General features: G+C 67.3%; 21 protein-coding genes. 11 read left to right on the top strand and 10 right to left on the bottom strand.

The annotated features are described in order from the left end of the window. On the bottom strand, positions 1–449 hold a 449-nt coding region (locus OCH239_RS18045; RefSeq protein WP_037265840.1), incomplete at its 3' end, for an alcohol dehydrogenase catalytic domain-containing protein. A gap of 94 nt (positions 450–543) precedes the next feature. Further along, a complete protein-coding gene (locus OCH239_RS18050) occupies positions 544–1,209 on the bottom strand; it encodes a hypothetical protein (RefSeq protein WP_037265891.1) in 666 nt (221 codons plus the stop codon). Between the two features lie 140 nt (positions 1,210–1,349). Between OCH239_RS18050 and parA the strand changes: the two genes are divergently transcribed. From parA to zapE, 3 genes are read left to right on the top strand one after another with little or no spacing between them, the layout of a single operon-like run. Then, positions 1,350–1,988, top strand: a complete 639-nt coding sequence (gene parA, locus OCH239_RS18055) for a ParA family partition ATPase (RefSeq protein WP_037265842.1) — start codon at positions 1,350–1,352, stop codon at positions 1,986–1,988. Positions 1,989–2,015: 27 nt separating this feature from the next. Next, on the top strand, positions 2,016–2,861 hold the full coding sequence (locus OCH239_RS18060; RefSeq protein ID WP_037265844.1) for a DUF6206 family protein: 846 nt from the start codon (positions 2,016–2,018) through the stop codon (positions 2,859–2,861). Continuing rightward, positions 2,854–3,939 carry a cell division protein ZapE gene (gene zapE, locus OCH239_RS18065; protein ID WP_037265846.1) on the top strand — a complete coding sequence of 362 codons (1,086 nt, stop codon included), beginning with the start codon at positions 2,854–2,856 and terminating at the stop codon, positions 3,937–3,939. Before OCH239_RS18060 ends, zapE begins: the two co-directional genes overlap by 8 nt. 344 nt (positions 3,940–4,283) lie before the next feature. On the opposite strand, the gene OCH239_RS18070 is transcribed toward zapE, so the two are convergent. From OCH239_RS18070 to OCH239_RS18080, 3 genes are all read right to left on the bottom strand, one after another. Beyond that, positions 4,284–5,558: a bifunctional folylpolyglutamate synthase/dihydrofolate synthase gene (locus OCH239_RS18070; RefSeq protein WP_037265847.1), complete on the bottom strand. Its 1,275-nt coding sequence runs from the start codon at positions 5,556–5,558 to the stop codon at positions 4,284–4,286. Next, on the bottom strand, positions 5,555–6,517 hold the full coding sequence (gene accD / locus OCH239_RS18075; RefSeq protein WP_037265849.1) for an acetyl-CoA carboxylase, carboxyltransferase subunit beta: 963 nt from the start codon (positions 6,515–6,517) through the stop codon (positions 5,555–5,557). The genes OCH239_RS18070 and accD overlap by 4 nt, the downstream gene beginning before the upstream one ends. A gap of 61 nt (positions 6,518–6,578) precedes the next feature. Next, on the bottom strand, positions 6,579–7,487 hold the full coding sequence (locus OCH239_RS18080; RefSeq protein ID WP_037265852.1) for a CPBP family intramembrane glutamic endopeptidase: 909 nt from the start codon (positions 7,485–7,487) through the stop codon (positions 6,579–6,581). A gap of 121 nt (positions 7,488–7,608) precedes the next feature. On the opposite strand from OCH239_RS18080, the gene yaaA reads away from it, so the two are divergent. After that, positions 7,609–8,376 carry a peroxide stress protein YaaA gene (gene yaaA / locus OCH239_RS18085; RefSeq protein ID WP_037265854.1) on the top strand — a complete coding sequence of 256 codons (768 nt, stop codon included), beginning with the start codon at positions 7,609–7,611 and terminating at the stop codon, positions 8,374–8,376. Here yaaA and OCH239_RS18090 read toward each other — a convergent pair. Further along, complete coding sequence (locus OCH239_RS18090; RefSeq protein WP_051489600.1) at positions 8,313–10,865, bottom strand: PAS-domain containing protein; 2,553 nt, start codon at positions 10,863–10,865, stop codon at positions 8,313–8,315. The two genes, yaaA and OCH239_RS18090, sit on opposite strands and share 64 nt — an antisense overlap. 140 nt (positions 10,866–11,005) lie before the next feature. Here OCH239_RS18090 and OCH239_RS23790 point away from each other — a divergent pair, with 140 nt between their 5' ends. Together OCH239_RS23790 and OCH239_RS18095 are read left to right on the top strand one after the other, a co-directional pair. Beyond that, positions 11,006–11,131 (top strand): hypothetical protein, encoded by a 126-nt coding sequence (locus OCH239_RS23790; protein WP_280111443.1) that lies wholly within the window; start codon positions 11,006–11,008, stop codon positions 11,129–11,131. Next, entirely contained in the window at positions 11,128–11,688 is a 561-nt protein-coding gene (locus OCH239_RS18095) for a putative glycolipid-binding domain-containing protein (protein ID WP_037265857.1), read from the top strand. The genes OCH239_RS23790 and OCH239_RS18095 overlap by 4 nt, the downstream gene beginning before the upstream one ends. 67 nt (positions 11,689–11,755) lie before the next feature. Here OCH239_RS18095 and OCH239_RS18100 read toward each other — a convergent pair whose 3' ends face one another. The 4 genes from OCH239_RS18100 to OCH239_RS23795 form a co-directional block, all read right to left on the bottom strand. After that, a complete protein-coding gene (locus OCH239_RS18100) occupies positions 11,756–12,934 on the bottom strand; it encodes an acetyl-CoA C-acyltransferase family protein (protein WP_037265860.1) in 1,179 nt (392 codons plus the stop codon). A 70-nt stretch (positions 12,935–13,004) separates the two neighbouring features. After that, a complete protein-coding gene (locus OCH239_RS18105; protein WP_244430396.1) occupies positions 13,005–13,556 on the bottom strand; it encodes a cupin in 552 nt (183 codons plus the stop codon). Positions 13,557–13,624: 68 nt separating this feature from the next. Then, positions 13,625–14,965 (bottom strand): mechanosensitive ion channel family protein, encoded by a 1,341-nt coding sequence (locus OCH239_RS18110; protein WP_037265863.1) that lies wholly within the window; start codon positions 14,963–14,965, stop codon positions 13,625–13,627. Positions 14,966–15,084: 119 nt separating this feature from the next. Continuing rightward, the gene (locus OCH239_RS23795; protein ID WP_280111447.1) at positions 15,085–15,219 is read right to left on the bottom strand and encodes a hypothetical protein; all 135 of its coding nucleotides are present in this window, start codon (positions 15,217–15,219) and stop codon (positions 15,085–15,087) included. A 326-nt stretch (positions 15,220–15,545) separates the two neighbouring features. Between OCH239_RS23795 and leuC the strand changes: the two genes are divergently transcribed. From leuC to leuB, 5 genes are all read left to right on the top strand, one after another. Then, positions 15,546–16,967 carry a 3-isopropylmalate dehydratase large subunit gene (leuC, locus tag OCH239_RS18115; protein ID WP_037265866.1) on the top strand — a complete coding sequence of 474 codons (1,422 nt, stop codon included), beginning with the start codon at positions 15,546–15,548 and terminating at the stop codon, positions 16,965–16,967. 13 nt (positions 16,968–16,980) lie between these two features. Then, positions 16,981–17,586: a 3-isopropylmalate dehydratase small subunit gene (gene leuD / locus OCH239_RS18120; RefSeq protein ID WP_037265869.1), complete on the top strand. Its 606-nt coding sequence runs from the start codon at positions 16,981–16,983 to the stop codon at positions 17,584–17,586. A 305-nt stretch (positions 17,587–17,891) separates the two neighbouring features. Further along, a complete protein-coding gene (locus OCH239_RS18125) occupies positions 17,892–18,725 on the top strand; it encodes a hypothetical protein (protein WP_037265871.1) in 834 nt (277 codons plus the stop codon). Between the two features lie 47 nt (positions 18,726–18,772). Continuing rightward, entirely contained in the window at positions 18,773–19,693 is a 921-nt protein-coding gene (locus OCH239_RS18130; RefSeq protein ID WP_244430397.1) for an endonuclease/exonuclease/phosphatase family protein, read from the top strand. Positions 19,694–19,805: 112 nt separating this feature from the next. Continuing rightward, positions 19,806–20,909 (top strand): 3-isopropylmalate dehydrogenase, encoded by a 1,104-nt coding sequence (gene leuB / locus OCH239_RS18135; RefSeq protein ID WP_037265877.1) that lies wholly within the window; start codon positions 19,806–19,808, stop codon positions 20,907–20,909. Positions 20,910–20,991 lie beyond the last annotated feature (82 nt).

A 20,991-nucleotide genomic window follows, 5' to 3' on the forward strand; every position in this document is an offset into this window, starting at 1 on the left:
TCGGGCAGGACCGTGTGATTGGCGAAGGTCGAGCAGCCCATGTAGTGATGCAGCACGGTGCCGTCGTCGAGGCTGAAGCGCGAGGTGCCGTCGGGCATCACGCCCTTGCCCTGCGTGCCGCGGATCGCCTGGCAGAGATTGGTCTTGCCCGAGAGGCAATATTCGCATTCGCGGCATTCGGGGGTGTAGAGCGGGATCACGTGGTCGCCGGGCACGACGCTCTTCACGCCCTCGCCGACCTCGAGCACGATGCCCGCGCCCTCGTGGCCGAGGATCGAGGGGAAGAGCCCCTCGGGATCCGCGCCCGACCGGGTGAACTCGTCGGTGTGACAGATGCCGGTCGCCTTGACCTCGATCAGGACCTCGCCCGCCTTCGGACCTTCGAGGTTCACCTCCATGATCTCCAGCGGCTTTCCCGCCTCCATCGCAACCGCCGCGCGCGTCTTCATGATCGGTCCCTCCGATAATCCGTTTGCGGCGGAGACTGGGGCAAAGCCGAAGGTGCCGCAACCTGCGAATGCGGCATCACGGGCTCTCCGCGCGTCAGAATCGCGCCCAGATCCCGAGCTTCAGGCCCATGCTGCCGTCGCCGGCGAGGCCCCAGGTCCCGCCGATCTCCGTCGAGAGGGACCCGCGCAGCGGAACGACGAGGGAGGGGGCGAGCCGAACGAACCCCATATCGCCCGCGGCCCGTCCGGTCTGCACCTGCAGGATGAGTTTGCGATCCTTCGCGAGGTTGAGGCCCCAGGTCAGGTCGAGCTTGACGTCGAAGGGATCGCCGGTCACCGGCTGCTCGATCAGCAGGTCGGCCGCAATCCAGCCGCCCTCGCGTCCGCGGCCGAGAAGCAGCCCCGGCCGGACCACCTGCCGCCCGTCGATCTGGCCGATGCCGAGCTGAACCGCGGCCTTGAGCTCCGAGGCATCGGGGAGGGTCGGGTATTGGAGAAAGGCGACGGTCTTGCTGCCACCCGACACCGACCGGCCGAGATCGAGGCCGAGGGTCAGCTTTTCGGTCGCACCGTATTCGAGGTAGAGCGCATCGAAGCGCCCGGTCGGCGCAGTCGAGACCCAGGTCGTGATATCCTGTGGCCAGCTGAGCTGCGTGGTCAGCGAGGCGAACCAGGCGCCGCGCTCCTGCGGCCACGCCGCGGCACGCGCGTCTGTCCCGAAAAGCGCCAGTAGCGCCGCCAGCAAGGCGATGATCCGCATGACGGGGTCCCCCGGCCCCGATCCTTCGGTCAGCAAGGTTAAGGCTGCGTAAAGTTTCCTCCGTCGCCGGCTGGCCAGTCTGCCGCCCCCCGTGCATGATGCCGCGCAGGGCAGGAGCATCGGGAAGGGGTCGTTTCAGCATGGCCGGATACGTCGTGACCGTCGCACAGCAGAAGGGCGGATCGGGCAAGACCACGCTCGCCGCGAACCTCGCCACGGGCTTTTTGCGTCAGGGCCGCACGGTGGCGGTGGTCGACACCGATCCGCAGGGCAGCCTCGGACGCTGGTTCATGACGCGGCTCGAGGCAGGCGAGGGGGAGCCCGACATGGAGTTCTCCACCTCGTCGGCCTGGGGCATCACCTACGAGACCCGCAAGCTCGCCTCGTCCCATGACGTCGTCATCGTCGACACGCCGCCGAAGGCCGACAGCGACCTGCGTCCGGCGCTGCGCTGCGCCGACCTCGTCGTGGTGCCGGTGTCGATGAGTCACGTCGATCTCTGGGCCACCGAGGGGGTGCTCGATCTTGCCCGGCGCGAGGGGAAGGAGGCGCTCATCGTGCTCAACCGCGCCCGTGCGAATACCCGGCTCGGGGCCGAGGTGACCCAAAAGGCAGCGGAACTGATGGCCCGGATCGCCGTTACCCAGATTGCAAACCGCGTGATCTACGCCGAGGCGCTCGGCCGGGGACGCGGCGCGGCCGAAGGGGCCAAGAGCCCGGCCCGCGACGAAGTGGACGCACTGACTGCAGAGGTGGCGGAGCTTCTGTCGAGCGGCTAGACCCACCGCCAAGACACAGGAGCCTGCATGACCGAAGCCGACCCCCTCCGCGAGCTGATCCGCGCCGACGAGGCCGCTCGGGGCCGCACGATCTCGCGTCTCGGCTATTTCTGTGCGCCGTTCCGCCCGGCCCAGGGCCCCTATTCGGATCGGGTCATCAAGGTCTATCGCGGGCTCAAGGACGACACGGCTCTCGACCGCCTCGCCGCAGCGCACGATGCCTATGTCACCGCGCTGGCCGCGGCGGGCGTGCCTCTGCCGCAGACCGTCTTCCACCTGATCGAGCAGGCGGACGGCACCCGTGTTCCGGTGATCGTGCAGGAGGCCCTGCCGGACGACAGCCTGATGCGGCCGCGCATGCAGACAGCGGGCCGGCAGGAGACGCTGGCGATGATGGAGGCTGCAGGTCAGGTGATCGCGGATTTCTGGCACGCGGTCGACGGCACGGACGACCGCATCGGCTTCCATCCGTCGATCCGCAACTTCGCCATTGTCGACGGACGCGCGGTCTTCTTCGACACCTTCCCGCCGCTCATCCACTATACGCGCGAGGAAATGGGGCGGGTGCTGCTGCAATTCTCCGACAAGACGCTGATGCGTATGGTCGGCCCGCTGATGCAGCGGCGCGTGACGGGCATCCAGGACGAATGGTACTCGCCGCCCGCGACGCTGGTGGGGCTCGTCGGGTCGGCCTGCCGCCTCCGTCCGGAATATGCCGAGGATTACCTCGACTGGGCACGCGGGTTCGCCCGGCGGCGCATGGAGCCCTGGACCGAGGAGGCGCTCGCGGGGCTGCAGAAGCCCCCGCGCCTGCCAGGCTACTGGACCGGCTTCCGCCGCATTCTGGGGCTGCAGGGAGAGCCGAATGTCTGACACGCTGCCCGAGCTCTACGAGGCGCGGGTCAGGGACGGATCGCTGCAGCCGGACCCCGCGCAGCGCGCGGCGCTTCCCGAATTCGAACGGATCCGCGCGGAGCTCGACGCGCCGCGGAAGGGCGGGCTCTTTCGAAAGGCGCCGCCGCCGCCGAAGGGACTCTACCTCTGGGGCGGCGTCGGCCGCGGCAAGTCGATGCTGATGGACCTCTTCGTCGAGAGCCTCGACGTGCCGGCGCGGCGGGTGCATTTCCACTCCTTCATGCAGGAGGTGCAGCAGGGCGTGCACCGCGAGCGGCAGAAGGGAACCGAGGACCCGATCAAGCCCGTCGCAAAGCGGGTGTCGGACAGCGTGAAACTCTTCGCGTTCGATGAGATGCAGATCACCGACATTGCCGACGCGATGATCGTGGGGCGGCTCTTCGAGAAGCTCTTCGATGCCGGATGCGTGGTGGTCACGACCTCGAACCGGGTGCCGGACGATCTCTACAAGGACGGGCTCAACCGGCAGCTTTTCCTGCCCTTCATCGACATACTGAAGGAGCGCATGGTGGTGCAGGAACTCGCCGCCGAGCGCGACTTCCGGCAGGGGCGGATGGCCGGGACCGAGACCTATTTCACCCCCAACGATGCCGAGGCGCGGCAGGCGATCGAGGACATCTGGCAGCAGATCTCGGGCGGCGACGATGCCCCGAAGGAACTGACGGTTCAGGGGCGCACCGTGGAGTTGCCGCGCTACGCGAACGGGGCGGCGCGGGCGCGGTTCTACGATCTCTGCGGCAAGGCGCTCGGGGCGGCGGATTACCTCAAAATCGCCGAGGAGGTGGATATCCTCGTGCTTGAGAACGTGCCGAGCCTCGGGCGCGGAAACTTTAACGAAGCCAAACGCTTCGTGACGTTGATCGACGCGCTTTACGAGGCCGGAACGCAGCTGATCGTCTCGGCCGCGGCCTCGCCCGACTACCTCTATGTCGAGGGGCCGGGGGCGTTCGAGTTCGAGCGTACGGCGAGTCGCCTCATAGAGATGCAGTCGGACGAATGGGGGCAGGCCGTCCCGAAAAAGAAAACGGAGCCCTGAGGCTCCGCAAAGTCCACTGCCCGATCGGCGTTCCGCCTGTCGTTGCCGGCTTATGGGATCGTTGTCCCGTCACCGTCCCTTCAAGTGAGGACGACACGACCAGGTCCCGGACGCGATGCCCGGCTAGCACGTGCCTGCTTGTCTTTTGATCGTCGTCGTCCCCCAAGAGTGGTCGCGCTTTGGGTCGCTCTCACTCAAGTTGTCCTAGATATGCCACGGTGACGGAAATCCGTCAACATATAGTGTTGCACTCGATCTAGAGGCGAGCTAAAGACCGCGCCCTCAATATTTGGAAGCAGAAAGTCGAGTCTAATCAGCGTCTTGCGGCTGATCGGCGTCAGCTCTCAGCCGTTTTCGCGCAGGATGGCTCCCGCAAGGTAAAGCGACCCGCAGAAGAGAACGCGCGCATCCGGACGCTCCCGGGAGACGATGCGCAGGGCGTCGAGGCCGGTGGCGGCGGTTTCCGCCGGAAGACCGACGCGTGCCGCGATCCCGGCGGTCTCTTCTGGAGCGAGGGTGTTGGCCTCGCCCGGGACCGGCACGGCGATCAGGCGCTCGGCCTGTCCGGCGAAGGGTGCGAGGAAGCCGGCGACATCCTTGGTGTTGAGCATGCCGCAGACGAGGTAGGTCGGGCGCTCGGGAAGGGTGGCGAGATGTGCGGCGATCGCGACGCCCGCGGCCGGGTTGTGCCCTCCGTCGAGCCAAAGCTCGGCCGCCGGCGCGGTCTCGGCCAGCGGTCCGCGCCGGAGACGTTGCATCCGCGCGGGCCATTCCGCGCGGGTCATCGCCGCCTCGCAGGCCTCATCGCCGATGCCGAGATAGCGCAACACCGCAAGCGCGGCGCCGGCATTGTCGATCTGGTGCAACCCGGGCAGCGCCGGCATCGGCAGGTCGAGCAGTCCGGTCTCGTCCTGGAAGACGAGCCGCCCATGTTCGGTGTGCGAGTGCCAATGCTGGCCGCGGGCGAGAAGCGGCGCGCCGAGGCGTTCGGCCCGCGCCTCGATGACGTCCATCGCGTCCTCGACCTGCGGACCGACGATGCAGGGCGAGCCGCGCTTGATGATGCCCGCCTTCTCGCCGGCGATCTCGGCCAACGTCTCGCCGAGATATTGCTGGTGATCGAGCGCGACGGGCGTGATGACGGTCGCCGCGGGCTTCTCGATCACGTTCGTCGCGTCGAGCCGGCCGCCGAGGCCGACCTCGAGCAGCACGTAGTCGGCAGGCTCGCGCGAGAACGCGAGCAGAGCGGCACAGGTGGTGATCTCGAAATAGGTGATCGGGTCCGACCCGTTCGCTGCGTGCACCTCGTCGAGGAGCGAGGTCAACGCGTCCTCGGAGATGAGATCGCCCGCCAGACGGATGCGCTCGTGGAAACGCGCGAGATGCGGCGAGGTGTAGGCGTGGACGCGGTTGCCGGCGGCCTCGAGCCCCGCGCGTGTCATCGCGAGGGTCGAGCCCTTGCCGTTGGTGCCCGCGATGTGGATCACCGGGGGAAGCTCGCGCTCGGGGTGGCCGAGCTTTTCAAGCAGGCGCCACACGCGGTCGAGCGTCAGATCGATGATCTTGGGGTGCAGCGCCATCATCCTCTGCAGGATGTGGTCGGACGTGTTGCCCGTCATTCCTTGGCGCTGGCCTTCTTCGGTTCGGGCAGAGCCTGCGCCTCGGCGTCCTGCTCGCTCCAGTCCTCGACGATGCTCTCGGGCGGGGGCAACTCACCCCAGACGGCCGGAGGCATGTCCATCAGCATGCGCAGGAGGACGATCAGTTCGTCTCGCATCTTGCGGCGGTCGGTCACGCGGTCGAGCATGCCGTGCTCGAGCAGGTACTCGGCGCGCTGGAAGCCCTCCGGCAGTCTTTCGCGGATCGTCTGCTCGATCACCCGCGGGCCGGCGAAGCAGATGAGCGCGCCGGGTTCCGCGATCTGCACGTCCCCCAGCATCGCGTAGGAAGCCGTCACGCCCCCCGTGGTCGGATGGGTCAGCACCACGACATAGGGCAGGCCCTCCTCGCGGAGCATCTGCAGCGCCGCGGTCGTCCGCGGCATCTGCATGAGCGACAGGATCCCCTCCTGCATCCGCGCGCCGCCGGCGGCGGAGAAGAGCACGAGGGGACGGCGCAGCCGCACCGCCTCTTCGGCCGCCTTGATGATGGCGTTGCCGACGAACATCCCCATCGAGCCGCCCATGAACGAGAAGTCCTGGGCCGCGGCGACGATCGGCGTGCGCCCGATCTCGCCCATGGCGACGAGCATCGCTTCCTTCTCGCCGGTGGCCTTCTGGGCTGCCTTCATCCGGTCGGGATAGCGTTTCTGGTCGCGGAACTGCAGCGGGTCGTGGACCGGCTCGGGCACGGCGATCTCGGAGAACATGCCGCCGTCGAACAGCGCCTTGAAGCGCTTGCGCGGGGTGATCCCCATGTGATGCCCGCAATTCGAGCAGACATGCAGGTTGTCGCCGAGCTCTCGGTGGAACAGCATCGTCCCGCAGGCGTCGCATTTGGTCCAGAGATTCTCGGGCACCTCGCGCCGCGAAAAGATCGAGTTGATCCTCGGGCGGACGTAGTTCGAGATCCAGTTCATGCCGTCTTCCTGAGCCTGCCGCGTCGCGCCTCCACCTATGCCGGGCGCGGGGCAAATGCAATCACACCCGAAGTGCGAGCCGCGCCGCGCCCCAGCCGAGCAGGAGAGAGAGGAAGTCGAGCGGCAACGCACTCGCGACCATCTCGGCCTCCCGCGGGGAGAAGGGATACTGGTAGAGCGCCAGGCCGGACATCTGCCCCTGCATCGACACGAAGAGGAGAACGGTCGCGTTGTTGACGAAATGCAGCGCCATCGCCGGGCCGAGGGTGCCGCTGCGGGCGGTGAGGTCGGCCGCGACGAGGCCGAAAATCCCGGCCCAGAGCGCGATCAGCCAGGCATTCGAGCCGTACATGGCGGCATAGTGTCCGAGCGCGAAGATCACCGACGGCAGGACGATCCAGACGAGCGGCGAGCGGAACCGGGCGGCAAGCTGGCTCTGAAGGTAGCCGCGAAAGAAGATCTCCTCGCTGCCGGTCTGCACGAGGATGGCGAGCGCCGAGATCGGCAGGAGCATGGCCCAGGTGGCAAGCGGCAGACCCGGTGCCACAGTCTCGCCGGAGAGCGCGAGAAGGCCGAGGCCGATGGCGCTGAGCGTACTCGTGGCGAGAAAGACCCGGCCGAACTGGCGGAGCGCCGGTCCGGGCGGGCCGATCAGGCTCAGCGGACCGCGCTTTTGCACCAGCCGTGCGGCCCCGAATGTGGCGAGGCCGAGAATGCCCATCGAGAAGAGCATGGCGAGCAGGCCGAACGGTGTGTCGGCGCGGGCGATGCGCGACAGGGTGGGCCCCAGACCGTCCGCGCTGGTGAGCCCGATGATCACCAGGACCGCCTGCCCGCCGAGGAAGGTCAGCAGGGCCACGAGCGCGATGCCGATCACGAGCCGCCGGGCCGAGGGGCGGGCGCAGGCCGGGCCGGAGAGCTGGCGGTGTGGCGCATAGGTTGCGCGGCGGGGAAGCGAGGCATCGGTCATGCCGTGATAGCTAGGCCGGAGCCGCGACGGGGGCGAGGGGCGCGCGACGCCGTGGCGCGCTTTGCCTCCGCGTCGATCCGTCCTAGACCGTGCGTCCGGGGACAGGAAGAAGGACGGACAGATGCTGATCGTGATCTCGCCGGCGAAGCGGCTCGACTGGACGGAGCGCAGGATCGGGACGACCTCGCCCGATTTCGAGGCGGACGCGCTGCGGCTGGCCAAGTCGGCGCGGAACCTTCCGCTCAGGGATCTCAAATCGCTGATGGACCTCTCGGACGAGCTGGCGAAACTCAACCACGACCGCTTCAAGGCCTTCTCGGCGGAGCCCGGCCCGGTGGATCTGCGTCCCGCCGCCTTCGCCTTTGCGGGCGATACCTATCAGGGGCTCGAAGCCTCGTCTCTCGACCCCGAGGAACTCGACTGGGCGCAAAATCACCTGCGGATCCTGTCGGGCCTCTACGGCCTCCTGCGGCCGCTCGACGCAATCCAGCCCTACCGGCTCGAGATGGGTTCGAAGCTCAAGACGCGGCGGGGCCGGTCGCTCTACGATTACTGGCAGGATCAACTCGCTAAAGCGTTGAACGCGCAGGCCGCGGAGGTCGGGACGGAGTCCCTGATCAACTGTGCGAGCCAGGAATATTTCGGCGCGGTCCCGCAAAAGGCGCTGAAGCTGCGGGTGGTGACGCCGCAATTCATGGAGGACAGGAACGGCACGCCGAAGATCGTCAGCTTCTACGCGAAGAAGGCGCGCGGCGCGATGGCGCGCTTCATCGTGCAGCACCGTCTGACCGATCCCGACGCGATCCGCGCCTTCGACACCGGCGGCTATGCCTGGAGCGAGGAGCTGTCCGAGCCGGATCGGCCGGTCTTCGTGCGCCCGGCGGCCTGAGCGCCGTAGCGCCTGATCATCCCGAGCAGCGCATCCTTCCGCAGGGGCTTGGTCAGGTAGTCGGTCAGACCTTCGGCAAGGATGCTCTCTCGGTCGCCTTCCATCGCGTGGGCGGTCACGGCGATGATCGGTACGTCCGCGCCGCCGGGCATGGCGCGGATACGGCGCGTCGCCTCCTTGCCGTCCATCTCGGGCATGGAGATGTCCATGAAGACGAGATCGGGTCTTCGATCGCCGAAAGCGGCGACCGCTTCGATCCCGTTGGCGGCGAACCGTAGCGCAAGTCTCTGTCCCTCGACCATCTTGCGAAAGACCAGCTGGTTCGTGCGGTTGTCCTCCGCCACGAGAACGTCGAGGGGGGGCAGATCGCCCTGATCGAGCGATACGGGCGCAGGTGCGCGCGGGGAGGCGGCCGGTGGCGGTGCGGATGCCGACAGAGATTGCAGCGCCTGCAGCAGGGCGCGGCGCGGCGTCGGGCTCGGCAGGACGGCCTGCACGAGCGTTGTGTCGACCGCAGGTGCCTCGCCGCTGGGGCCCGCCAGCAGAATGATCGGCGCGCCGGCCCCCGATGTCCGGAATCGGCGGGCGAGATCCTCCCCGCGCATGTCCGGCAGGCCCCGCGCGATGATGGCGACGTTCCAGTCGCGCGCCGCCTCCAGAGCCTTCCGGCCGGTCTCGCAGGGCCGGCATGCGATGTCGAAGAAGCCCAGCTGCTTGGTCAGGATATCGCGGTTCATCCGGTTCGGCTCGGCAATCAGAGCCCGCCGCAGCGTGACGGGGAGCGTCTCGCGTGCGGGAGCTGGATCCTCGGCCAGCGGCAGTTCGAGCCGGAAGCCGAAGCAGGAGCCGCGCCCCTCGCGGCTCTCGACCCAGATCGTGCCGCTCATCAGCTCCACCAGCCGCCGCGTGATCGCGAGGCCGAGCCCGGTGCCCTCGAACCGGCGATTCTGGGCGTCCTCCACCTGATTGAATTCGCCGAAGATCTCGCCGAGCTTGTCCGCCGCGATGCCGATGCCCGTGTCCTCGACCGCGACGTGGATCGCCGCGCTGGCGTTCTCCACCACACCGGTGACCCGGATGAGGATTTGTCCCTGGAGCGTAAATTTCACGGCGTTCCCGACAAGATTGATCAGCACCTGCCGGAGGCGCGCCGCGTCGCCGAGAAAGCGGGTCGGCAGCAGCATGTCGTAGTCGATCAGGAGCGCCAGCTTCTTGTCCCGCGCTGCCGGCTGGACCAGCATGAAGACGTCGTGCGCGATGCGCTCGAGATCGAAAGCCTCGGAGCGGAGCACGACTTTCTGGGCCTCGATATTCGAATAGTCGAGGATGTCGTTGATGATCACCAGAAGCGACTCGGCGGAGCTGCGGATCGTCTCCGAATAGAGCCGCTGATCCTCGCTGAGTTCGGTCTCGAGCAGCAGTTCCGACATGCCGACGACGCCGTTCATCGGCGTGCGGATCTCGTGGCTCATGTTCGCGAGGAACGCCGACTTGGCGCGGCTCGCCTCCTCGGCCCGCTCCGTCGCCATCTGCAGCTCGTCCTGCGCGCGCTTGAGTTCGGTGATGTCGATCCTCAACCCGACGCGCCCGCCGTCGCTCGTCTGCTTTTCGTAGATCTGCAGCCAGCGCCCGTCGGAGAGCTGCTGCTCGACGCGCGTCTCGGGTGCACGGTGAAGGCGCAGGCGCTCGGCCAGCCATTCCTCCTCGCGCCCCAAGGCCTCCCTGTACTGGCCCCGGTCGAGCCCGTAGCGCAGGATATCCTCGAAGGCGGCGCCGGGCACGATGGCCGGGGCGCTGTCCGCATAGATCGTGCGGTAGGGCTCGTTGCAGGTCACCAGCCGATCCTCGGCGTCGTAGAGGACAAAGCCGTCGGGCATCTCCTGCACCGCGGACCACATCCGCATGAGGTCGGTCATGTCGATCACGAGACTGATCACGCCGCCATCGGGCAGCCGCCGGTTGAGGAACTTGACGAAACTCCGGTCCCAGAGGCGGATCGTGACCGGCTCAGGCCTTTCCGCCTCCCAGGCGGCAAGAACGCGCGCCCGCCATGCCTCCTCCGGGTCCGATTGGAGATCGGCGAGGCCCTCCTCCACCAGCAGATCCACGAGATGGGTGTAATGCGCGCCGATGCCGGCTGACGCGATCCCGTCGAAGAGCGCCAGGTAGGCCCGGTTCGCCAGTTCCAGTCGGCCCGTCGCGCTCCAGAGGCCGAACCCGTCGCGGATCGAACCCAAGGCCTGCCAGAGCTGCGCCTCGATCGTCGCGATCTTGTGCTGGGCCTGCCCGAGCTCGGCGCGGAACCGCATGTTCTCGTGTTCGACCGTGGCCACGCGCGCGCGGGTCTCGGTGATCTCCTCGGTGAGGGTGCGGGCGTGAAGGCCGAGCTTGCGGTTGGCGTCGGTCAGCTCGGAGCGTTTCTGCTCCAGAAGCTGTTCGGCGGCCAGCCGGGCGCGCCGTTCCTCTGCCAGCCGCTTGGCAAGCTCCATCGAGACCTCCGACCGTCCGACCGCTTTCTGCCGCCCGCCGAGTGAAGATCGATTTAACGCGGGCCGGGCTCGCGAAAGCGTTGCGCGCCCGCTGCGGCACATGGCACGCTGGCAAGGCATCGGACTTTGGGGAGGATGGCATGCCACGCGTTCTTTCGATCCCGACATCGGCTGGGATGGCAGCGTCCATGCGCCTCACTCTGTCCGCGCCGGTGGCCGAGGCCAATGTCGCGCTCGGATCCTCCGTTCCGGCCCGCCCCCTATGAGCGGCGAGACCGAGGCCGAAATCCGCTGGCGTGCGCTCGACCGCGAGGGGCGCGACACCTGCCGGCTGGTCCGGCAGCCGGGGGGCTGGATGCTGATTGGCCATGCGCGGTTCCGCGAGGCGGAAGGCGCAAGCGCCCTCGAATACGTCGTACGCTGCGGGCCCGGATGGGAAACGCTCGGGGCGAGCGTCTCCGGCCTTTGGCGCGATGCTCGGGTGGCGCTGTCGATCGGGCGCGAAGGCGAGGACTGGACGCTCGGCGGGGTGGTCCAGCCGCAGGTGCGAGGGGCGACGGATGTCGATTTCGGCTTTTCCCCGGCCACGAACCTCATGCCGCTCCGCCGGCTGCCTGAAATCGGCGGCATCGACGCCGCCGCGGCCTGGCTCCCCGACCCGGACGGCGCCCTGCAGCGCCTCGACCAGCGCTATGTGCGGGGCCGCGGAGGGCTCGTCCATTACAGCGCAGAGCAGAGTGGGTTCGCAACCGACATGCTGGTCGAGCCGAGCGGCTTCGTGACGCGCTATCCGGGTTTCTGGGAGGCCGAGCGCGCGGCGTGACTTGTCTCGCGCTCGGATCTTCTCCTTGACGCAAATATCCCCGCCGGAGGCTCACCGGCGGCGGCACTCACATCCGCTCGAAGGCGAGGGCGATACCCTGTCCACCGCCGATGCACATCGTCACGAGCGCGCGCCTGCCGCCGGTGCGCTCGAGCTCGTAGAGCGCCTTGACGGTCAGGATCGCGCCGGTGGCGCCGACCGGATGGCCGAGGGCGATCGCGCCGCCGTTCGGATTGACCGTCGCGGCGTCGAGGCCGAGCGCGCGGTTGACCGCGATAGCCTGCGCGGCGAAGGCCTCGTTCGACTCGATGACGTCGAAGTCCGAGGCGGATAGACCCGTCTTTTCGAGCAGCGCCTCGACCGCCGGGATCGGCCCGACGCCCATGACCTCGGGGCGAACGCCCGCATGGGCATAGCCGAGGATGCGGGCGCGGGGCGTCGCGCCGGCCTTTTCGGCCGCGTCCGCTGTCGCCAATGTCAGGGCCGCCGCGCCGTCGTTGATGCCGCTCGCATTGCCCGCCGTCACCGTGCCGTCCTTCTGGAAGACCGGTTTTAAACCGCCGAGCTTCTCCATCGACGTCTGCTTGGGGTGCTCGTCGGTCTCGAACAGGGCCGTGTCGCGCTTCACCCGCACCTCGACGGGTACGATCTGGTCGGCGAAGCGCCCCTCCGAGATCGCCCGGGCCGCGCGCTCCTGACTCTCCATCGCGAACGCGTCCTGATCCTCGCGGCTGATCGTGTGCTCGCTTGCCACGTTCTCGGCAGTGACGCCCATATGGCCGGTGCCGAAGGGGCAGTTGAGCGCGCCGAGCATCATGTCGAGCGTCTTGATGTCGCCCATCTTGGCACCCCACCGCTGGTCGGGGACAATGTAGGGCGAGCGCGACATGTTCTCGGCGCCGCCGGCGAGCGCGAAATCGGCGTCGCCCATCGCGACCGACTGGATTGCCGAGACGATGGCCTGCGCACCCGACCCGCAGAGCCGGTTCACGTTCATCGCGGGCACCGTCTCGGGAATTCCGGCCTCCATCGCCGCGACGCGAGAGAGGTACATGTCCCGAGGCTCGGTATTGATCACATGGCCGAAGACGACGTGGCCGATCTGCCCGCCCTCGATCCCCGCCCGTTCCAGGGCCGCTTTGGCCACGGTGGCGCCGAGGGTGATCGGCGGCGTGCCGGCGAGGCTGCCGCCGAAGGTGCCGATGGCGGTGCGGGCACCCGACAGGATGACGATGTCGTCGCGCATGGGAAATCTCCTCTGACCTTTGCACGCGACTATGGCGCGGTGCGGAAGGCTTGTCAGGAGGAACGGGACGTCAGGGCTGCGCGCCGCCGGATCGGCCCCAATGGATCGTGAGCGGACCGCCGGGCCCGAAGATCGGATCGGTGTCCGGGCGAGACAGGGCCGCGATTTCGGCCACATGCGCCTCCTCGCGCTCCTCCGGCGCGCGGATCACCGTGCCATGCGGCTGGTCCGCGGGATAGGCGCCGCAGATCTGGAAATCCCTGCTCTGGTCCATGCGGCAATGGCCGGTGCCCGCGGGCAGGACCATGGCATCGCCCGCATCGACGCGCAGGATCTCGCCCGAGGGGCCGCCGATCTGCAGATCGGCCCAGCCGCGCGCGACGGTCAGCGCCTCGTGCGCGTCGGGGTGATAATGCTGGTAGTCGAAGACTGTGGCGGTCCAGGTCTCGTGCCAGCCGTTGCGCTCGTAGAGCGCGCGGATCGCCTCTTCGCCGGCGTCCGAATGCACCGCGCCGCGGACCAGGACCACGGGCAGGTCTGCATTGTTCGGGCAGGTACCGTCGTCCGTGAAGGTCAGTGTGCGGGTCTCGGGATCGGGGTTCGTCTTGGCGAGCGTGGCCATGGGGCGCTCCTCTACGTGCTGTTGAGGCTAAAGCGCATCACCGGCAGTTCGCGTTCCCGCCGCCCGCGTCAGTCGAGCGCTTTCGTGCCGAGCTGCGAGCCCTCGAGAACGCGGACCTCCCGCTGCGGGAAGGGGATAGAGATGTCGTGTTCCTTGAACGCGTCCCAGAGCGCAAGGTAGACGTTGCCGCGGATGTTGGTGAGGCCGCCCGTCGGATCGCTGATCCAGAAGCGCAGGATGTAGTCGACGGAGCTGTCGCCGAAGCCGACGATGTGGCAGACCGGCATGCGGCTGGTGAGCACGCGCTCGGTCTTCGAGGCCGCCTCGATCGCGATCCGGCGCACGAGATGCGGATCGTCGCCGTAGGCGGTGCCGAAGAAGATGTCGAGCCTGACGAAGTCGTTCGAATGCGACCAGTTCACCACCTGCCCGGTGATGAGGTCCTCGTTCGGAATGAGGTATTCCTTGCCGTCCCGCGTGGTGATCGACACATAGCGGGCGCCGAGCGAGTTGATCCAGCCGAAGGTCTCGCCCAGCGAGATGACGTCGCCGGGTTTGATCGACTTGTCGAGCAGGATGATTATCCCCGAGACTAGGTTGGAGACCACCTTCTGCAGACCGAAACCGAGCCCCACGCCGATTGCGCCCGAGAGGACCGCAAGGCCCGTGAGGTCCACTCCGACGAGCTTCAGCGCGAGGAAGAACGCGGCCCCATAGAAGAGCATCTGCAGGACCTTGACCGCGAGGACCTGCATCGAGGGCGAGATGTCGTCGTTGCGCCGGATGCGTGCCGCCGAGGCCGTCGCAACGAACCGCGCCGCCGCGATCAGCAGCGCGAGCATCACGATGGCCTGGACGAGGATCCACAGCGACAGGCGCATCTCGCCGAAGCTTATGGCCACGCTGTCGAGGGCCGCCTGAGCGTCTTCGGTCAGGTTCAGGATCGACAGCGTGACCCAGGCCCAGGCGCCGTAACGGACGAGGCTGCGGACCAGCGGATTGACGATCAGCCGCGTCGCGAAGGCGATGGCAAGCCAGGCGGTGGCCAGCTCCGCGACGATCCCGAGGATGTAGGACCGGGACGGCCAGGTTAGCTCCCGCATGATCCAGACGATCGCCCACATCAGCGCGACGAAGACGATCATCCGGATGCGTCTGTGCATCATGACGAGAAGGCGCAGGCGCCACTTGGGCCAGCCTTCGCGCGTGCGCATCCATTCGTGCATCCTCGGCCTGACCGTGGCCGCAATGAGATGCGCGGCCAGGAAGACCGCGATGGCGATCCCGATCTGGTAGGCGTTCCACGGCCTGAGGAGCCCGGCGATGAAGAGCTGCGCCTGCGCCAGCAGCGCTTCGGCGACGGCGATCAGCTGGGCGGCGACATCGGTTTCGGGCGGATGTGGGTCCATGTCATGAGACTTGCGCGCGGAAAGCAGGGCGGCAAGTGCCGGTTGGCATTGGTTTGACCGGGATAGCGGCAGAAACCGGCTGAAGGAGGGCCATCAGGCGCGGTCGCTCACCATATCCGTCAGGGAGCCGCCATCGGCATCCAGACGGCGAGCGATGTCGTGTCGATGGCGAAGCCCGACGACATCACCCAGGCGGCCGCGCAGAGGAGCGTGGCAATCATGGCGGCGTTCAGAAGGTTGAGCCGGCTCGGCATGGGACTCCATCGCGGTTTGATCTGATCCCGCCAATATAATCGGGCTCGAAGAGGAATGTTCCTCCCCCGTGGTCGCAGCGGCAGGATGCCGCTGCCGACGCGCTTGCGTGTCGTGAGTCTCGGATGTTGCGGGAAATCGGCACTGGGTGTATCTCCGGTGCCGATGACACGGATTTTCGATATCGGCGACCGCTCCCGCCTCGAGGAGCGCTTCTTCGGCGCGACGCTGACGGTGCTCGCACGGCTATGAGCGTGCCCGGCCCGCCTGACAGCGGCGCCGACCCCAAAGTCCGAACTCAAGTCAGTCACGCTCCAGGAGAGGACCCATGTCCCCCAAGACGCTCTACGACAAGATCTGGGATGCCCACCTCGTGCACGAGGACGCAGACGGCAGCAGCCTGATCTATATCGACCGCCATCTCGTTCACGAGGTCACGAGCCCGCAGGCCTTCGAGGGTCTGCGTCTCGCGAACCGGAAGGTACGCGCGCCCGAAAAGACCATCGCCGTTCCGGACCACAACGTGCCCACGGATGTGGACCGCGAGAAAGGCATCGAGAACGAGCAGAGCCGCATCCAGCTCGAGGCGCTCGACCGGAATGCCAAGGATTTCGGCGTCCATTACTACCCCGTGTCGGACATCCGTCAGGGCATCGTGCACATCATCGGCCCCGAGCAGGGCTGGACGCTACCCGGCATGACCATCGTCTGCGGCGACAGCCACACAGCGACCCACGGCGCCTTCGGCTCGCTCGCGCACGGGATCGGCACCTCGGAAGTCGAGCACGTGCTCGCGACGCAGACGCTGATCCAGTCGAAGTCGAAGAACATGAAGGTCGAGATCACCGGCTCGCTGCCGCCGGGCGTGACCGCCAAGGACATCACCATGGCCATCATCGGCCGCACCGGGACCGCGGGCGGCACCGGCTACGTGATCGAATATTGCGGGCAGGCGATCCGCGAATTGTCCATGGAAGGGCGGATGACCGTCTGCAACATGGCCATCGAGGGCGGCGCGCGTGCCGGCCTGATCGCGCCCGACGAGACCACCTTCGACTACGTGAAGGGCCGCAGCCACGCGCCGAAGGGCGCTCAATGGGAGGCCGCGCTGACCTGGTGGAAGACGCTCCACTCGGATGACGACGCGCACTGGGACAAGGTCGTGACCTTCGACGCGTCCGAGATCACGCCGCTCGTGACCTGGGGGACCTCGCCCGAGGACGTGCTGCCGATCGACGCCGAGGTTCCGGCGCCCGAGAGCTTCCAGGGCGGCAAGGTATCCGCTGCGACCCGCGCCCTCGAATACATGGGCCTCGAGCCCGGCACGAAGCTGAAGGACATCGAGATCGACACGGTCTTCATCGGCTCCTGCACCAATGGCCGGATCGAGGACCTGCGCGAGGTCGCGAAGGTCATGGAGGGGCGCCGCGTCAAGGAAGGTATCCGTGCGATGATCGTTCCCGGATCCGGGCTCGTCCGGGCACAGGCCGAGGAGGAAGGCATCGCGCAAAAGCTGCAGGAAGCCGGTTTCGAATGGCGCATGGCGGGGTGCTCGATGTGCCTTGGGATGAACCCCGACCAGCTGGCGCCGGGCGAACGCTGCGCCTCGACCTCGAACCGCAACTTCGAGGGGCGGCAGGGCCGCGGCGGCCGCACGCATCTCATGAGTCCCGCGATGGCGGCGGCGGCGGCGGTCACCGGCCGCCTCACCGACGTGCGCGAGCTCACCCAAGACAGCGTCCCGGCCTGAAGGAGCCCGCATCATGGACAAGTTCGACCAGCTCACCGGGATCGCGGCGCCCCTGCCGATCGTCAATGTCGACACCGACATGATCATCCCCAAGCAGTTCCTGAAGACGATCAAGCGCACGGGGCTCGGGGTGAATCTCTTCGACGAGATGCGCTACGACGATAACGGCAACGAGGTCCCCGACTTCGTGCTGAACACGCCGCAATACCGCGACGCCGAGATCCTCGTTGCGGGCGACAATTTCGGCTGCGGATCCTCGCGCGAGCACGCACCTTGGGCGATCAAGGATTTCGGCATCCGCTGCGTCATTGCGCCGAGCTTTGCCGACATCTTCTTCAACAACTGCTTCAAGAACGGCATCCTGCCGATCGCCCTGCCGCAGGAGCAGGTGGATCTGCTGATGAAGGACGCCGAGAAGGGGCAGAACGCACGGATGACCGTCGACCTGGAGGCGCAGACCGTCACGACGTCGGACGGTGAGGTGATCCGGTTCGACGTCGATCCGTTCCGCAAGCACTGCCTCCTGAACGGGCTCGATGACATCGCGCTGACCTTCGAGAAGGCCGCCGCCATCGATTCGTTCGAGTCGAAGGCCGCTCAGGAACGTCCCTGGGTCTGACGCCTCACGTCGCAGGATTGTGTGACATGGCCGCCTCGCGCTCAGCCGCGGGGCGGCTTTTTTCGTTACGTCCAAAGCCGTGTTCCCAGCGTGCTAAAACGTTGGCGGACCGCAAAAATGGTGTATTGCATCGACACGTAATCGTGCCTGCAGACTGTTCCTGCGCGTTCTTCGCCGGTTGACTGTCGTCGCGGTAGGCTGAAATACGCCCAAAGTACCAATGAGCAGAAACACGCGATCCACCGACCGCGGCCGAGACGATGGGCGGCATAGAACCCTCTTCGATCGGGTAAGGGATTGAGGCCATGATACACCGCACGCTCGGTGCCACGCTTCGAGCGTTCCTGGTGGCGAGCCTTGTGGCCATGCCGGCCATGGTCCTCCCAGGCATCTCTTCCGACGTGACCCAGATGGCCGCGCTGCTGGCGCTAGCCGGAGGGATTCTGACCCTGGTCGAATACATGTCGACCTGTCCTTCGCTGACCGAGTTCCGGTCTGCGCCGCCATACAACCGGCTGCGCTTCGGGGCGCTTGCCATCATGGTGATCGTCAGCACCCTGATCGTTCGCAACGTCGCTTATCCGTCGGCGGCCGGCGAGGCGCTCGCCTCGGTCGGCGGGGTCCTCGGAGGGGCGCTGGATTTCCCGTTCTCGCCGGTGAGTTTGATCCTGCGCGACATGCCGCCCGACATACGTCCACGAACGATGGACGTAGCGAAAGCCTGTGCCGGATCCGCGTTTGTCGTCTCCATCATTGTGGTGGTCATCTTCGTGGCGGTGGTGCGGGTCCTGAACTGGCCGGCCCGCAGGCAGGCGTTCAATGTCTGGGTGAACCTTCCGCGCTTCGATCCGACCGCGGGGGGTGACGTGCTGCTCCGCCTCAAGAGAGACGCAGTCATTAACGTCTCGTTAGGCATGGTTCTGTCATTCCTGATGCCGGCGGCCATAAGATTGGCAACGTCCCTCTGGGGGGCTGTTTCGCTCGATGGGCCGTTGACTCTGGTATGGGGAATCGCGGCATGGGCCTTTCTGCCGGCCAGCTTGATGATGCGGGGCGTCGCCCTGATGAAGATCGCCGATCTTATCGAGGCCGAGCGCCGTCGCGTATATTCGCAATCCGGGCCGTTGCAGCCGGCCTGACCATCCTGGTCTGCGCCGCCTGGGTCGCGATGGCGCGGGCAGAGACGGTGCGTGTCGCCACGTGGCATGCGGATCTCACCCGTGAGGGGCCGGGGCTTCTGTTGAGGGATCTCGAAAGCGGCGAGGAGGCGCTCGATCCGATACTGGACGCCATCGTCGAGACCGCGCCTGACATCCTGCTGCTGACGCGGGTGGACTGGGATCATGAGGGAGCCGCACTCGAGACATTGACAGAGGCTCTCGAGACACGAGGCGCGAGCTTCTCCCATGCTCTTGCGCTCCGGCCGAACACCGGCCTTCCGACGGGCGTTGACGTCGACGGCGACGGGCGTCTCGGCACCGCGCGGGATGCGCAGGGATACGGCACCTTTTCGGGTCAGGGCGGACTGGCGCTGCTTTCGGTCTACCCGATCGACGCTGGTGCGGTGACCGATCTCAGCGGGCTCCTCTGGCGCGACCTGCCGGGCTCTCTGATCGCGGAAGATGACCCGGCCCGGGATGTCCAGCGCCTCTCGAGCACCGCGCATTGGGTGGTTCCGATCGACGCGGGAGGGAGCGCGAACCTCACGCTTCTGGCGTTCAACGCCTCGCCTCCGGTTTTCGACGGCCCCGAGGATCGCAACGGACGCCGGAACGCCGACGAGATCCGGCTCTGGCAGTTGCTCCTGGACGGCGCGCTCGAGGCTTCCCCGCCGCAAGGCGCGCCGGTCGTCATCGGCAACGCAAATCTCGATCCCGTCGCCGGTGAGGGCCGCCACGATGCGATCGTGGGACTTCTTGCGGATCGGCGCCTTCGCGACCCGCTCGACGGCATCCCGAGCGTCGACTGGTCCCGCCTCGGACTGGGAGAGCTCCGTGTCAGTTACGTTCTGCCCGGGCGGGATCTGGACGTGCTGGATGCGGGCTCCCGCGCGGTCGACGGCTCCGAACATCGCATCATCTGGGTCGACCTCTCGATCCCCGACTGACGGCGGCCGGTCTCGCCCCTAACCCGAGAGCCGTCCCCGGTTTCTTGACGCCGCGTCCAGGTTCGCCTACCCGGATTGCCGATCCGAACATGCGTCAAGGAGGCCGCCCCCCGTGTCCAACCCCTCGCTCCTCATCCTGCCCGGCGACGGCATCGGCCCCGAAGTCATGGCCGAGGTGCGCCGCATCATCGACTGGTTCGGTGACAAGCGCGGCCTCGCCTTCGACGTCTCCGAAGACCTTGTCGGCGGCGCCGCTTACGACGCCCACGGCGCGCCGCTCAGCGACGAGACGATGGCCCGCGCCCAGGATGCCGACGCGGTTCTGCTCGGCGCGGTCGGCGGTCCGAAATACGACACTCTCGATTTCAGCGTGAAGCCCGAGCGCGGCCTCCTTCGGCTGCGCAAGGAGATGGACCTCTTTGCGAACCTCCGTCCCGCCCAGTGCTTCGATGCGCTGGCCGACTTCTCGTCGCTGAAGAAGGACGTGGTCGCCGGTCTCGACATCATGATCGTGCGCGAGCTGACCTCCGGCGTCTATTTCGGCGAGCCCCGCGGCATCATCGAGGAAGGCAACGAGCGCGTCGGCATCAACACCCAGCGCTACACCGAGAGCGAGATCGAGCGCGTCGCCCGCTCCGCATTCGAGCTCGCCATGAAGCGCGGCAAGAAGCTCTGCTCGATGGAGAAGGCCAACGTGATGGAATCGGGCGTCCTCTGGCGCGAGGTCGTCACCCGGGTCGGGCAGGACTATCCCGAGGTCGAGCTCAGCCATATGTATGCCGATGCGGGCGCGATGCAGCTCACCCGCTGGCCCAAACAGTTCGACGTGATCGTTACCGACAACCTCTTCGGCGACCTGCTGTCCGACCTCGCGGCCATGCTCACGGGCTCGCTCGGCATGCTGCCTTCCGCATCGCTCGGCGCTCCGATGGCGAACGGGCGCCCGAAGGCGCTCTACGAGCCGGTGCACGGCTCGGCGCCCGACATCGCGGGGCAGGGCAAGGCCAACCCGATCGCCTGCATCCTCAGCTTCGCCATGGCGCTGCGCTATTCCTTCGACCAGGGCGGCGAGGCCGCGCGGCTCGAGAAAGCAGTCGAGACGGTGCTCGCGCAGGGCCACCGGACCGCGGACCTGCTGGGCGAGGAGGGCCGCGCGCCGATCTCCACGAGCCAGATGGGCGATGCTGTCCTGGAAGCACTGGACGCGAGCCTCTGAGCATCGAGGCGCCGGCCCGGCCGGCGCCCACCCAAGGGCAGAAAGCGGCGCGTTCGCCTTGTCTGTCTTGCGTCCTAACGTC

Origin of the sequence: Roseivivax halodurans JCM 10272 (genome assembly GCF_000521785.1) — a bacterium.
GTDB lineage: Bacteria > Pseudomonadota > Alphaproteobacteria > Rhodobacterales > Rhodobacteraceae > Roseivivax > Roseivivax halodurans.